Raw genomic sequence first — 14,231 nt, forward strand, 5'->3', positions numbered from 1 at the left:
ATCTTATTTCTTCTCCACTTGTATTACTACCGGTCCAAGCAATCCCGCAGGGTTTAAAGGTTTGCCTTCTAATCGGAAAGGTGCAGTTGTTTTGGTAATTCTTTTATTTTCTGGCAGTTTGCTGTCACCAATTAAACGGTTGGCCCAGGTATTGGTTACTTCGATGGTAATTTGATTTTCACCATTTTTTAATGCTTTGGTAATTTCCAGGCGATGCGGGGCTGTCCACAAAGTGCCACAATTTACACCGTTGATTTTAACCTCTGCAATACTGGAGAATTCTCCTAAATTAAGCCAGATTTTAGCTTTAAGATCTCCGTTAAAGGTGAAGTTTTTAGTATATATAGCTGTGCCAGAATAACATTTTACCAGGCTATCGGCATTAAGCGTCCAATCGGTTAATTCATTAAAAACGACAGGTTTTGACGGCCCGGCATAATCCGTATCGAATTTCGCTTGCCAGGATTTGGAAATATCCTGAATGGTTTTGAAGCTTGACCAGTTGTTGCCACTATTAAATTGAGTTTTAGGAGTTTCCTTTTCGAAGAGAAAAAATAAACTTTGGTTAGGAGCGATTTTATAAGTAAAGACCGTTCGCTCTCCTTCATTAGACCAATTATTAATGTCAGTTAACTTATCGGCAACAGCATCATAAACTTGTGGTACTTTATTGGCTACACGAAATGAAAAATATAGGTTTCTGTCCTTATTTTCTTGGTTTGAAATAAAGTAAATTTCTTTTTTTTCACTCACTCTGTGTGTATAGGCAATATTATTTGCAGGTTGAATTTCAACATCCTCAATTGGCACAATGTCATATATCTCAATATCTTTTTTAACTCCTATTTTATCAAAATTCTCACCATAGTATGGAGCTTTAATAACCGTACCTAGAGCAATCTTTTTGATAAAATTAACCGCAATATTTTTATCCAAAATTTGATTTACAATAGCATTAAATTTGGTATCACTAACTTTCTGTAAACCAATTTGATACAAAGGCTTATCTCCAACAATTATTTTAGCTCCAGCTTTAATTAATTCCAGCAGTTTTTTAACAGTGCCGTAACTCATATACTGATAATTTGGATTCATTTTCATGTTGCCTGGGATTACCAAAATTTTATAAGATGCACCACTTTCGAAAACAACATTGCCATTTTTAACGCTTGCTGTTTTCAATACATCAGGATTAAAACTATCGTAAGCATAGCCCCGTAACGGATTTACCCAATTTTCAGGGTCGGCCATGTTTGCAGAATGGGTTACACCGGATGGGATTTGCCGTAAAGGTTCACCAACATTTGCGAGGCGTTTCTTTTCAGCCGCCACTACTTTTGCACCAAAAATTCCGGGTAAGGTTTCAACCAAACGATCTGGTAAAACAGAACGGCGGGGTAATTCTTCACCCGTAAAAACGGCTATATCTACAACTGGTTTTCCTTGTTGTAGTAAATTTTGAGTACGTTCTGCATATTCTATCCATGCTTTTCCTGCTTTCCACCAGGTTTGGTCGCGTTGGAAATATAGGCCAACGCCATCTAAAGTCATTCCAGGTTTCCGATCTGTCCAGGGGTTATGGGTAAAAACGTGATATACCAATTTATTGATTCCGAGGGCATAATTACGATCCTGTAAGGTTTTCATATTGGCTGGACTTTCGTTCCAATCCATACGGACGGTAGTAAAAGCTTCGGCCTGAATTATGTTTTTCCCATAAATATGTGCGCCAGAAATGGCATCTAACATATCGTTCGGTTTATCATGTGTAGGGCTGTTTAACCAAAACTCACCCATGGGAATGTCGACAGTTTTGTAATGCATTAAACCATCACTCATCATGGTTGGTGCAATACTTTCGGCCGTAAATATTACTCCTTTTTCTTTGGCCAATTGCGCCAAAGTTTTATAAAATTGATCAACCACCAATTCTGAAATGGTTTTTCTTACATCGTAAAGGAAATTTTCAGAAACTGCGGCACTTTCTACCGGTAACCCAGTCATAATGGGTAAATAAGGCGTTAAATCGTAACCTCTACGTTTTAAAAATTCAGCTTTAAACACTGGCGACCAATTCTGACTGCCACACTCCCAACTGTCTACATGGAAAACACTCAAAACTTTTTTAGCGATTTCGGGTCCACCATGCTTTAAAGCTTCACCATACCAATTCTCGAATTGTAATTTTACTGCATCTGGATTAAATTTATCACATTCCAATCCTTTTCCACCGCCACCGGTTGCGTTGGTATGTCCGGTTGAAGTATGGCCAATTCTCAAAATTGTCCAATTGCCTTTCGGTGCTTTCCAGTTTAAAATCCCGTCTTTATTTAATTTACGGGAAAGATTAATAATTTTATTCAACGGTACGCATAAATTCCTGGCAATTTCAGCGTCAGTACTTCTTTTGCTTACCCGCCAAACTGATCCGTTTTTACCTTCAAATTGGTTGATTTTCGCTTCGGATGATAGCTCCAAATTGACCAGTTTTAATGATGGCTTCCATTTAGCCGCATCCAGATCTTCTGAACCTGGTTCTGATCCTTTTTTATCATAAATAAAACGGAAAAATTTGGCTGTAGTGGGCTTGATGGAGTGTGTAACATCTTCATCGGTGTCTTGCCATCCATGACGAGGTGGTTCTAACCTCCCAATCGAACGGAAAACTTTACCGTCATTACTTGTTTCGATGGCTAAACGCTGTGCCTGATAATTGTTGCCACTAACTTTGATGGTTATCGTTTTGCAAGTAAAAGGCTTGGCAAATTCATATTGGATGTAGCATGGTTCATTTGAACCAAAGTTTTTCTTATTGCCAGGTTGAACCAAACCAGTGGCATCAGCACCATTGCTTGCTGTAATTTTTGGGATAACCGTTCTGGTAGAAATATTTTCCCCTACGGGAGATGGATACGCATAAACTGCTATATCTTTATAATAATTTTCTTTTGATTCAGGTTGAGGTAAAGTGATTTTAGTGCTTGAATTATTGATAGTTATCTTCGACCATACCATCTTTTGCATGGAAAGTTCTGGTGTAATCCAAGGTCCACCGGCCAGGGCGAAACCATCACTCACATGCATACCTAATTTCAGATCTAACCTTTTCGCCTCACTCATGGCAAATTCAACCATTTTCCACCATTCGGGTGTTAACTGAACTGCAGGTGGCGAATAAACCGGCGTTTTATCGGGTCCCTGGATACTCATTAAATAAGCTCCTCCAATACCATTAGATTTCATAGCTTCAAGATCGGCTGTGATGCCGGCTTTGGAAACCGCACCTTTAACCCAATACCAAAATACCCAGGGTTTAGCATTTTCATTCTGTTGCGCATGAGCATTTACAGCCAAAAAAAAGCTCCACAACAGCATGAATATTAAAATCTTGCTAAACCTAAATTTCATTTTTAATTTTCTTTAAATACCAAGGGGCTTTTAACCCTCGAAATAATCTTTATTAGAGAATAGATTGCTTTTAGCTCCTCTTATTCAATGATGATATTATTTGTGCGCTATTTTATACCCTCTTAAACCGAAATAAAGAATAATAACAAAACACACCAGTGGAATGCTGTAACCGATCTGAATATTATCTCCATACATATCGATTAAACTTCCCATTCCAAAGGGTAAAATAGCCCCACCCACAATAGACATAATTAACCATGACGAACCTGGTTTGGTATCGTCTCCAATACCCTCAATTCCTAATGCGAAAATGGTCGGGAACATAATCGACATAAAAAAGCCTATTGCACCCAAGGCATAAACCACATATGAACCTTTACCTAATATGGCCACTAAACACAATAAAATTGATATAACGGCATAAATGGTGAGCAATTTATGAGAGGATATAAATTGCAAAAGCGCTGTACCGGCAAAACGGCCTGCGGTAAATAGAAATCCATAAACTACTAAGTATGATGCAGCGGTTTTTTCATCAAAACCTCCTCCCTGTTGCGCCATTCTAATAAAGAAACTGGTTACGCAAACCTGTGCGCCCACATAGAAAAACTGTGCTATAACAGCCCATCTTAAATGTTTGTGGCGTAACGAACCGAAAAAGCTTCCCTTTGCCTCACCATCAATGCTTTTCGTTTTAATTTCGGGAAGATTTATAAAGTAGAATATCGCGGCGATAACCAATAGCACTATTCCTAGTGTAATATAGGGCGTTTTCACCGATGCAGCCTCTTCCAAGAAGTAGTTATTTCGGCTAACGTCGGTCATAGCAGCCAGTTCATCTTTTGTGTGAGATTTACCCGAGAGGATAAATAAACCACCAATCATTGGGGCAACCATTGCTGCCAATCCGTTAAAAGATGCAGCTAAATTTAATCTGCTTGTTGCCTTTGCAGGATCGCCCAATACGGCTGCATAAGGATTTGCTGAAGTTTCGAGCATGGTTAAGCCACAACCAATAATAAAAAGTGCTATCAAAAATGTTATGTAAGATAAATTATTTGCAGCAGGCACAAATAGGAATGCACCGAAAGCAAATGCCAATAAACCAGCAATCATAGTGGCTTTATATCCCCATTTTTTTAAAATTATTCCGGCTGGAATAGCCATTAGAAAATAAGCGAAGAAAACAGAGGTATCAATTAAGGTTGATTGTTTATTATTTAAATTACAGGCTTTTTTTAGGTGAGGAATCAGAATTGAATCGAGGTTATGTGCCATTCCCCAAAGGAAAAACAAACTGATTACAAGTATAAATGGCAATAAATACTTCTTCCTTGATGAGGAATCGCCCTCGGTTATAATTTCTGGTTGTGTGCTGTGGTTCATTATATTTGGTTTTTTGTTTGAATTGACAAAAAAGATTGCCGCGTCGTTATTCTTTGCAATGACTATTTATCTCACTTTTTCTTCACTACTAAAAGGTGGTCGCATACGAGTACCACTATTCCGTGTTGGTTGATGATTTCAACGTGCTCGGTTACGGTGCCATATTCTGGCCTTTTGCTATCTCCTTTTTCAGAAATGGTTATTTCGGAGTGGATGGTATCGCCAATAAAAACTGGTTTTACAAAACGTAGTTTATCATATCCTTTGCTCATTGCCTCGGGATTAATTTCTGATGCTGTTAAACCGATTCCGATGCTAAAAATCATGGTTCCATGTGCGATTCGTTGCTTAAAGGGTTGTGTAGCACACCATTCTGCATCCATATGGTGCGGAAAAAAATCGCCTGTATGGCCTGCATGCACAACAAAATCGGTTTCAGTTATGGTACGACCTAAGGTTTTGCGCTTATCCTGTAATTGGTAATCTTCAAAAAATGTTGATTTGAAATACATAATTTTTTTTTCTTATAAGCGATACAATCGCTTTTCTCATACATCCTCGTTACAAACGAGGACGATTCAGTTATATATAATATTATAAGCGATACAATCGCTTTTCTCGTACATCCTCGTTACAAACGAGGACGATTCAGTTTATAATCCGTCATTGCGAGTTTTCGATTTTTCATCGAAACGAAGCAATCTTTCTCGCAAAATAGATTGCTTCAGCTCGCTCAATCCCTGCCTCGCAATGACGATTTAATTAATTATTTAACTGCTCTTTAACTTTAACCCCACCAATATCACTCGATTTGTATGCACTTTCTACAACTGCCATGGTTTGAATTACATCTTCTACACTGGTATGCAATATATCGGTTGATCCTTCATTGTACCGCATTAAATTGGCCATTGTGCCGATAAAAGCTTCAGGAAACCAGGAACCATCCAGTTTAACGGTTTCCCATTCTGCTTGTTTTCCATCCTCTACAATACAATATTCAAAAACATCAGGTACGCCATGCGGATAATCCATCAATAAGCCAATTTTAGCTACAATTGCCCCCTTTGTTCCCTCCCATTTAATATAACTTTCCTGGTGATTTGGACCGAAATCGTGATCATGATTGGTGTTAATTACGGCATGCATAGTATCGCCATAATCGAATAAAATGGTAGAACGTGATGATGATAAACTTTTAGCCGGATGTTTAAGGGTTTTAGCCAGAATACTTTCCGGATTACCCAAAAACGAGCGAATTAAATCTACATAGTGAATGCTATGGTACTGAATTTCTAAACGCGGATGAATAATTACGTGAGGGAAAATCTCCCAAGGCGTTTTAATAGTTACGCGAACTTCCATATCATACAACTCACCTATTAATCCTTTATCGATCAGGTATTTTGCAGCACTTACAAATGGGGCAAATCGCAATTGAAAGTTTATAGCGGCTTTTAAGTTTTTGGATCTGCACAGCTCGAGGATTTCCTTTGCCTGAGTAAAATCATCACCCATGGGTTTTTGGATCAGTACAGCACTGCCATCAGGCAACTGTTTTAGCGTTTCAATATATTGTTCGGGCATGATGGTTAAATCGTATACAGCGTTTGCAGGTGCAAGCCTTACCGCTTCATCAACCGAATTGTACACGTTTGGAATATCGAAGGCATCTGCCAGTTTCTGCGCCCGTTCTTTGGTTCTGTTTACAATGCCGTGGACCTCAAAACCTGCAATTTTATAGGCAGGGAGATGTGCATCGGCTACAATGCCGCCAGCACCAATAATTATAATGGGTTGTTTGGTTTTGGGTAATTCTGGTTTATATTTGATATCAATGCTCATTTGTCAATTTCATTAATCTGGTTTTGTGCAAGCTGAATCAATTCTTCGGTAGATTGATCGGTATTTATGGCCTGCAGAACCAGCTGATCGATTATAGCCGCTATTGCAGCCCAGTTTGTTTTTTGAGGCAACATGTTGGCCACCTCATGTAAAGCTTCTAATTTGTGGTAATATGGAATAATTTGATTGATTTGCTCATCTTTCCAGGTTGAAATCCGGCAACCAATTCCGCCTTCTAAGGTGAGTTGTTTGTCTTGTTCTTTATCTAATGCAAAACGAAGAAAATCATAAGCGATATCTTTGTTTTTACTCCCCTTCGCAATAGTGTAAAGCCAGTATACGTTTAAAGAAGCTGATTTTTGATTAACGGCTGAAGGTAAAAGTTCAACATCAATTTTGCCTTTTACTTTTGAATTTGCATCTACTTCGCACATGGCCGCAAAACCAAACCAATTAATCATCATGGCAGCTTCACCTTGTGAAAAGGCTATCCCTGCAGCAACAGATTCAAATTGTGCAGATTTTGGATGAACAGCAGTTTTGTCGTTCACTATCTTGCGGTAAAAGTTAAGCCCATCAATCGCCGCTTGTGTATTGATGTCAATGCGGTTATTTTTATCAACCAGGCTTCCTCCTCTAGTCCACAATTGTAAGCAAAAGTCGAAAACGGTATTGTGGCCATCAGGATAACAAGCGAAGATACTTCCGTAAAGGTTATCCTGTGGACGGTTAAAGAACCTGGCGATCTGATGAAAATCTTCCCAGGTTTTCGGTACTTCCAATGCTTTACCGTATTGTGCTAAATAATTGGCTTTTTCGGTATCATTTTCAAACAGATCTTTGCGGTAAATGAAACATTCGGGCCCATCATGAAAAGGCAGACCAACTACTTCCCAGCCAAAACGCTGTAAACTTAATAGCGACTTGCTCCAGCCTCTCGGAAAATCGTCGGGTTTATTTTTATTGATGTAAGGATTTAAAACTTCAAAATCATGATTGGTATAACCTTCTACAACCCAATCGGTGCTGATGTGCGCAATATCGAAATCGCCTTTGGCTAAACCTTTTTGAGCAATGGTACTGTTGTAAAGCTCGTGTAAATCCATCACTACCATTTCCAACTTCATTTTACAACCTGAAACCATACAATATTGATCCCAGAATTTCTGCATGGCAGATTCAAAAGGCGCAAATTTACGAATGGCTATTCTGAAAGTTTCTATCTGGTTATGCATTTGCAGTGGTATGCTGTGTTATAAATTCTTTGATAATTTTTTCATTATCCTGTCCTAATTTAGGCGATCCTTTTGATGAAGTAAGCAACTCGCCATCAATACGGATCGGGCACCTCGTGGTTTGATATTTGTAACCATCTACCATTTTCACCTCCTGGATCATGTTCAAAACTTTAAATCCATCGTGTGTCATCAACGCATTCCAGTTTAGCACATCAGCGCACCAAATATCGGCTGGCTCGAGTATAGAAAGCCACTTTTCGGTAGTTGCAGAGAGAAGGTGATTGGCTAAAATAGCTTTAATCTCATCCCGTTTATCAAATGCTTCGCTCACTTCAACGTAATTTTCCAGTTGCTCGCAAATTAGTAAATTGCCTAACTGTGGAATTGAACCCATTGCCAAAGCTAAATATCCGTTTTCTGTTTGATAAATCCCATAAGGAGCGCCTAAATATGCATTTGCATTATTCTTTTTTGAACGCTCGGGTAAGCTTCCTCCATCATTCATAAAAGTGGTAATGGTTTCAAACTGAAAATCGTAGGCCGATTCCATCATGCTTACCTGCACAAATCCACCTTCATTTTTGATGGCTTTTCGGTATAAACAGGCTAAAAGTCCTTGTGCTAAATGTGCGCCAGTCAACATGTCTACAATGGATAAACCCATGGCAACAGGACCACTACCGGCATTCCCTGTTAAAGAAGTTAGGCCGGTAACTGATTGTAAAAGTAAATCTTGGCCTGGCTTATTTTTCCATTCAGTAGCGGTTCCATAACCTGATATTTCGCCATAAATAATTGAAGGATTTAAAGCGGTAACCGACTGATAATCGAAACCCAGGCGTTCCATCACACCGGGACGGAAGTTATGAATCATTACATCTGCCTTTTTTAGCAGTTCGCGGACCATTTCGCAATCTTCTTCGCTTTTTAAATCTATTTCAAAGCTTTCCTTATTCCTGTTAATGGCATGAAAAACTGACGATTCGCCATTCATAATCAGGTTTGAGGTGTATAGTGTACGGCAGATATCGCCAACGCCCAATCGCTCAATTTTGATTACGCGCGCACCCATATCGGCAAGGCGTAAACCTGCCGATGGGCCAGAAAGAAACTGGCTGAAATCGATAACTAAATAATCTTCAAGCGGTAGCATAATTTTATTTTTTTATTCTTGACTCGTCATGCTGAATTTATTTCAGCATCTTTACCAATAAGACCCTGAAATAAATTCAGGGTGACGAATTGATATAATTAATTTAATTCAAACTCTTTATTAATTTCTACAGTATTCTCACCAAGTTTTGGTGCTGCTTTACTGGCAAATAACTTTTCGTTATCCAACCTAATCGGGCTAACGGTTGTCTTTATTTTTTTACCTTCATCTAAAACCAATTCCTGTTCAATCTGCAGGTCTTTATAAGTGCTTAAAGCTGTTGCCTTTTGATAGTTCAGTACCTCAGCGCACCAAATACCATGATTTTCTAACAGTTCGACCCAGGTTTTGGTACTTTCATTTTTAAACGTTGCTGCCAAGCGAACAATCAACTTGTCGCGATTTTCGAAGGCTGATCCTGCTTCTACGTATAAATCTGTGATATCACAATTAATAATGGCGCAGATATTTGGAAGATTGCCCATTGCCATCGCAATATAACCATCGGCAGTTTCGTACATGCCATAAGGCGCACTTAAGTAGGCATGTGCGCTTCCCTTCGCCCCGCTTCTATCAGGTAATTTTCCACCATCGTTTAGGTAAGTTGTTAATACTTCGAATTGTACATCTAAAATTGATTCCAATAAGCTTACTTCCACTAAAACACTTTTGTTGGTTTTTGCTCTTTTGATTAAAGCCGCCATAATTCCCTGCACCAAATGGTTACCACACATGATATCAGAAACGGAAAGACCAAATGGAACGGGTCCATCTACATCAACTCCTGATAGAAAAGTTAGACCTGAAACGGATTGAACCAATAAATCTTGTCCGGGTTTGTTTTTCCAGGGGCCTTCGTTGCCATAACCAGTTACCATACCATAAACAATTTTAGGATTTACCTTTTGAACTGTTTTATAATCCAGGCCAATCTTTTCCATTACCCCCGGACGGAAATTATGCGTCATTACATCGGCCTTGCTAATTAGTTTTTTTAATCTTTCTAAATCGTCAGGATTCTTTAAATCGGCTGCATAACTTTCCTTATTGCGGTTTATCGTATGAAAAAGCAAACTATCTTCATCTATAAAAAGGTTTTTGATGGATAGTTGCCTGCAAGCATCTCCCGTTTTTGGACGTTCAATTTTGATTACACGTGCGCCTAAATCTGCCAGTTTTAAACCAGCCGAGGGTCCAGCCAGAAACTGGCAAAACTCCAAAACCAAAAGTCCTTCTAACGGCCTGTTCATGATAATACTAAACTTTTAGATTTTTGATATAATTCGTTCATTGCTTTTAAAACCTGTATTTCATCTCCACCATTCATTAAATAATCGCGAACAACATCACCTGCATGGTCTTGAAAATACATGGAGCCATGGTACCGTGGACGAAGAAAAGCCCTTTGTAGTGCCGGTAAGGTATTTGAAAAATAATTTTGACTCTGACGGTTTACTTCTTCGTTTTTCCATGCGGCTAAATGCCCAGGTTGACCACCATTCTCAAAAAACAAAGTAGACTGACAAGCCGGTGAACCTACGAATTCTACATATTTGGCAGCAATCTCCAATGCTTCGCATTTAGCAGAAATGGCTAAGCCTGTTCCACCCAATGTGCTTCTCAAATTGGTTTTACCATCTAAAGAAATCATATCGTGAAAATGTAAGGTTTTGCGTGCGTAACCGTTACGCGAGTAGTTTGAATAACCATAAGCGAAAGGACAATAAGCAATTTCATCGTCTAAAGTCATTGCTTCATATATTTGAATGGGGTTCCTGTTGAAATTGGCCTGATCCATTTTTGAAGCCAATTCACGGTACATTTTCAAAACCTTTACTCCTGTTTCGATAGAAACCACTTCTTCATCATTTTGGCAAGGATCTTCTCCTACGGAACAGCAAAGCGTATAAAAATTCATTAAAACATCAATTGGAATACCAGCAAAGGCCAATAAACCTTTATCTGCAAGTGCCAATAAATCATCAAAAGATTGAGGCAGTTGCAGCCCTTTTTCAGCAAGTATATCAGGCCTTGAAGCAGCTACAGGTGTTGCCGCATCTATTGGTAAGGCCCATAAATGGTCATTATAAAAGTAACTCTCGTAAGATTGCCCAACAGAATTTTCTTTTTGATCTTTTAAATATTCTGGAGATAGGTAAAGATCCAAAGGCACTATTGATTTTGTTTTTGCGGCAAAACCTGCCCAGGGATGGTCAATTACCAAAAGATCAAATCGCTTGGCCAATTCCTGGATTGAAAAATCTGCAAATTGCTGTAAACTTCTTTTCTCCCAAGTGATGTTCACATTTGGGTGCAATTCAGAAAATCGCTGTGCCGTGGCCACCATCGGCAAAAGCCCACGACTGTGGTTCCAGGTTATTCCTTTTAAATTAATCGTCTTTTCCACTTTATTTATCTTCTAATGGTTGGTGTCTCCATCGACCATGGTTTTATTTTACCTATTTTCGGTCGGTGAGACACCAACCGATAGAATAATTTTAAATTGATCGTCTTCTCCACTTATCTTATTTTAATTATTCTTCTAATGGTTGGTGTCTCCACCGGCCATGGTTTTATTTTACATATTTTCGGTCGGTGAGACACCAACCGATAGAATAAAAGCTTAGTGTTCTTCGTGTCTTTGTGGTTAAAAATTTGTACGTGCTCATTATTTTCCAGTGTTAATTGTGAATGACGAGGAAACTAAGCCAGCTGATGATGCTGTCAAGTTAATCGTTCCGGTTTTTTCTGTTGACTGTACAATGGCTAAGCATAAACCATGAAAAGCTTTGCGGTAATTGGCTTTAAAAGGTTCTAAACTTGCCTGAAACCCATTATCAACGCCAGCAATGAAGCCAACCCCATCTACTTTAAAATTTACCAGGTTATCAGCATTCGGCACTACATTTCCGGCAGCATCTAAAATGCGTACGGTTACAAAGGAAAGATCTTTTCCATCAGCTTTAATACTTTTCCGATCAGCTATTAATTCGATTTTTGCCGGCTCTCCTGTGGTTTTAACCTCTCGTACTAAAACATCTTTCCCGTTTTTGCGTGATACCGCTTTTAATGTTCCAGGCACAAAAGGCACATTCCAAAGCACATGTAAATCATCATTATGCTTTGATCTTTTACCTAAAGATTTCCCGTTCAGGTAAAGTTCTACTTCATCAGCATTATTGTAATAAGCCCATACCTCAACTGATTTTCCTTGCTTCCAGTTCCAATGAGGCAAAATGTGTAACACGGGTTTATTGGTCCATTCGCTTTGGTACATATAATAGGAATCTTTTGGGAAACCCGCTAAATCGACAATACCGAAATAAGAACTTCTGGCCGGCCATGGATATGGCAGCGGTTCGCCAAGGTAATCGAAGCCAGTCCACACAAACAAACCAGATACATGATCGTATTTTTTAGCTGCTGCCCAGGTTTCTTCGTGTGTAGAACCCCAATATGCCGAAACATTATCGTAAGCAGATGCCGACCATTCCTTATTGCCTTCAGTAAATTTAGTTTTACCATCTTTTGGCCAGCGGCGAATGGTATCGGCTGTATCATAAAAACCTCTGGTTTGTAGCGCAGAAGTAGTTTCTGAAGCCAAAAATTTAACACCAGGATAATTATTAGGGAAATCTTTATACAGCTTATGGTTATAGTTTAATCCATAAATATCAAGCGCATTGGCCTGATAGATAAAATTCTTTTCAGCTTTTGTTTCTGTTAGTGCTGAAATTACGGGGCGGGATTTGTCGAGATTTTTAACAATACCAACTAATTCTTTTGTAATGGCTACACCTGTACTATCGAATTGCTCGCGGATTTCGTTACCGATACTCCATAGAATAATGGATGGGTGGTTGCGATCGCGTTTAATCATTTCTTCGAGATCTCTTTTGTGCCACTCCGGAAAATCGAGGTGATAGTCATTTTTGGTTTTCTTTTTAACCCACATATCAAAGGCTTCATCCATAACGAGGAAACCCATTTTGTCGCATAAATCTAAAAACTCAGGAGCAGGTGGATTATGGGCAGTACGGATGGCGTTTACTCCCATTGCTTTCATAATTTCCAGCTGCCGCTCCATTGCCCGAACATTCACAGCAGCTCCCAGGGCACCTAAATCGTGGTGCAGGCAAACACCTAAAATTTTCATTGATTTTCCGTTTAAAGAAAACCCTTTAGTTGCATCGAAATTGAATTCACGAACCCCAAAAGGTGTGGTATAAAGGTCGATAATTTTTCCATCGGCTTGCATCACTTCAGTAACTAACTTATACATCACCGGCTGTTCAACCGACCATAATTTGGGGTTTGCAATGCTTAACCCATTTATGACTAATTTTGAATTGGTTTGATTAATAGCCATTGGCCATTGCTTTTGTTGAAGTTTCTTTCCTCTGTCATCGAAAATGGTAGTCAGGATTTTATAATTTCCCGCTGTGTTGAATTTATTTTCAAGTTCGACATCAACAGCAATTGATGCCAGGCTTTCACCAGGAGATAAAATCCGGTTTTCAATGCTTTGACCTTTATCGCCATTAATAACATCAGTTTTAACAAAAACACCATTTCTTTTAACTGAAACTGCTGCAGCCGAGGTTAACCACACATTTCTATAAATTCCTGAGCCGGAATACCAGCGAGAATCGGGCTGTGCTGAATTATCCACTTTAACCGCGATACTATTTTTTCCGACTTTTAAAAATTTGCTGATCTCGTAAGAAAAAGAGCTGTAGCCGTAAGGCCTTTTGCCCAGATACTGACCGTTGATCCAAACTTCACTGTTTTTATATACGCCATCGAATTCGATGCTAATTAACCTGTTTTTAAAATTGGCAGGGGCAATAAATTCCTTTCTATACCAGCCTATGCCCGTGGGTAAACCACCACCTTCTGGTTTTGCGGGATTTTTCTCGTCAAATTTCCCTTCAATGCTCCAATCGTGCGGTAAAGTGAGTTTTCTCCAGTTCAAATCGTTAAATGAAGATGATTTTGCATTTGGCTCATCACCCAAGAAGAATTTCCAATCTTTGTTAAAGCTGGTTCTAGTGCGGGGTTCCGGCCTAATCTGATCTCGATTGGTCGTCATTGCGAGGCACGAAGCAATCTTACTACTATGGGTTGGCCGTTCTTTCGCATTAGGATTGCATTCCCGAAAAGTCGGGACAGGCAGTGCCTCGCAATGACGTGATGCC

At 39.2% G+C, this 14,231-nt stretch carries 9 protein-coding genes; all 9 read right to left on the reverse strand.

What is annotated here, in order from left to right; all coding sequences use genetic code 11:
• Window positions 1–3: 3 nt before the first annotated feature.
• The 9 genes from ASE74_RS07855 to ASE74_RS07895 all read right to left on the reverse strand — a co-directional run bounded on the left by ASE74_RS07855 (window position 4) and on the right by ASE74_RS07895 (window position 14,125).
• Window positions 4–3,408 carry a glycosyl hydrolase gene (locus ASE74_RS07855; protein WP_055906749.1) on the reverse strand — a complete coding sequence of 1,135 codons (3,405 nt, stop codon included), beginning with the start codon at window positions 3,406–3,408 and terminating at the stop codon, window positions 4–6.
• A 96-nt stretch (window positions 3,409–3,504) separates the two neighbouring features.
• Window positions 3,505–4,797, reverse strand: coding sequence for an L-fucose:H+ symporter permease (gene fucP, locus ASE74_RS07860; protein ID WP_055906752.1), 1,293 nt, complete (start codon window positions 4,795–4,797; stop codon window positions 3,505–3,507).
• Between the two features lie 71 nt (window positions 4,798–4,868).
• Window positions 4,869–5,309, reverse strand: a complete 441-nt coding sequence (locus tag ASE74_RS07865; protein WP_055906755.1) for a MaoC/PaaZ C-terminal domain-containing protein — start codon at window positions 5,307–5,309, stop codon at window positions 4,869–4,871.
• Between the two features lie 250 nt (window positions 5,310–5,559).
• The gene (locus ASE74_RS07870) at window positions 5,560–6,642 is read right to left on the reverse strand and encodes a Gfo/Idh/MocA family protein (RefSeq protein WP_055906758.1); all 1,083 of its coding nucleotides are present in this window, start codon (window positions 6,640–6,642) and stop codon (window positions 5,560–5,562) included.
• Window positions 6,639–7,877 (reverse strand): extracellular solute-binding protein, encoded by a 1,239-nt coding sequence (locus ASE74_RS07875; RefSeq protein WP_082458690.1) that lies wholly within the window; start codon window positions 7,875–7,877, stop codon window positions 6,639–6,641. Before ASE74_RS07875 ends, ASE74_RS07870 begins: the two co-directional genes overlap by 4 nt.
• Window positions 7,870–9,033 (reverse strand): CaiB/BaiF CoA-transferase family protein, encoded by a 1,164-nt coding sequence (locus tag ASE74_RS07880; RefSeq protein ID WP_055906761.1) that lies wholly within the window; start codon window positions 9,031–9,033, stop codon window positions 7,870–7,872. Before ASE74_RS07880 ends, ASE74_RS07875 begins: the two co-directional genes overlap by 8 nt.
• Window positions 9,034–9,131: 98 nt before the next feature.
• Window positions 9,132–10,283, reverse strand: a complete 1,152-nt coding sequence (locus ASE74_RS07885) for a CaiB/BaiF CoA-transferase family protein (protein WP_055906764.1) — start codon at window positions 10,281–10,283, stop codon at window positions 9,132–9,134.
• Window positions 10,280–11,440 carry an ABC transporter substrate-binding protein gene (locus ASE74_RS07890; RefSeq protein WP_082458691.1) on the reverse strand — a complete coding sequence of 387 codons (1,161 nt, stop codon included), beginning with the start codon at window positions 11,438–11,440 and terminating at the stop codon, window positions 10,280–10,282. Before ASE74_RS07890 ends, ASE74_RS07885 begins: the two co-directional genes overlap by 4 nt.
• Window positions 11,441–11,701: 261 nt before the next feature.
• The gene (locus ASE74_RS07895) at window positions 11,702–14,125 is read right to left on the reverse strand and encodes a glycoside hydrolase family 2 TIM barrel-domain containing protein (protein ID WP_055906770.1); all 2,424 of its coding nucleotides are present in this window, start codon (window positions 14,123–14,125) and stop codon (window positions 11,702–11,704) included.
• Window positions 14,126–14,231: the final 106 nt, after the last annotated feature.

Origin of the sequence: Pedobacter sp. Leaf216, from assembly GCF_001421515.1 — a bacterium.
Classification (GTDB): domain Bacteria; phylum Bacteroidota; class Bacteroidia; order Sphingobacteriales; family Sphingobacteriaceae; genus Pedobacter.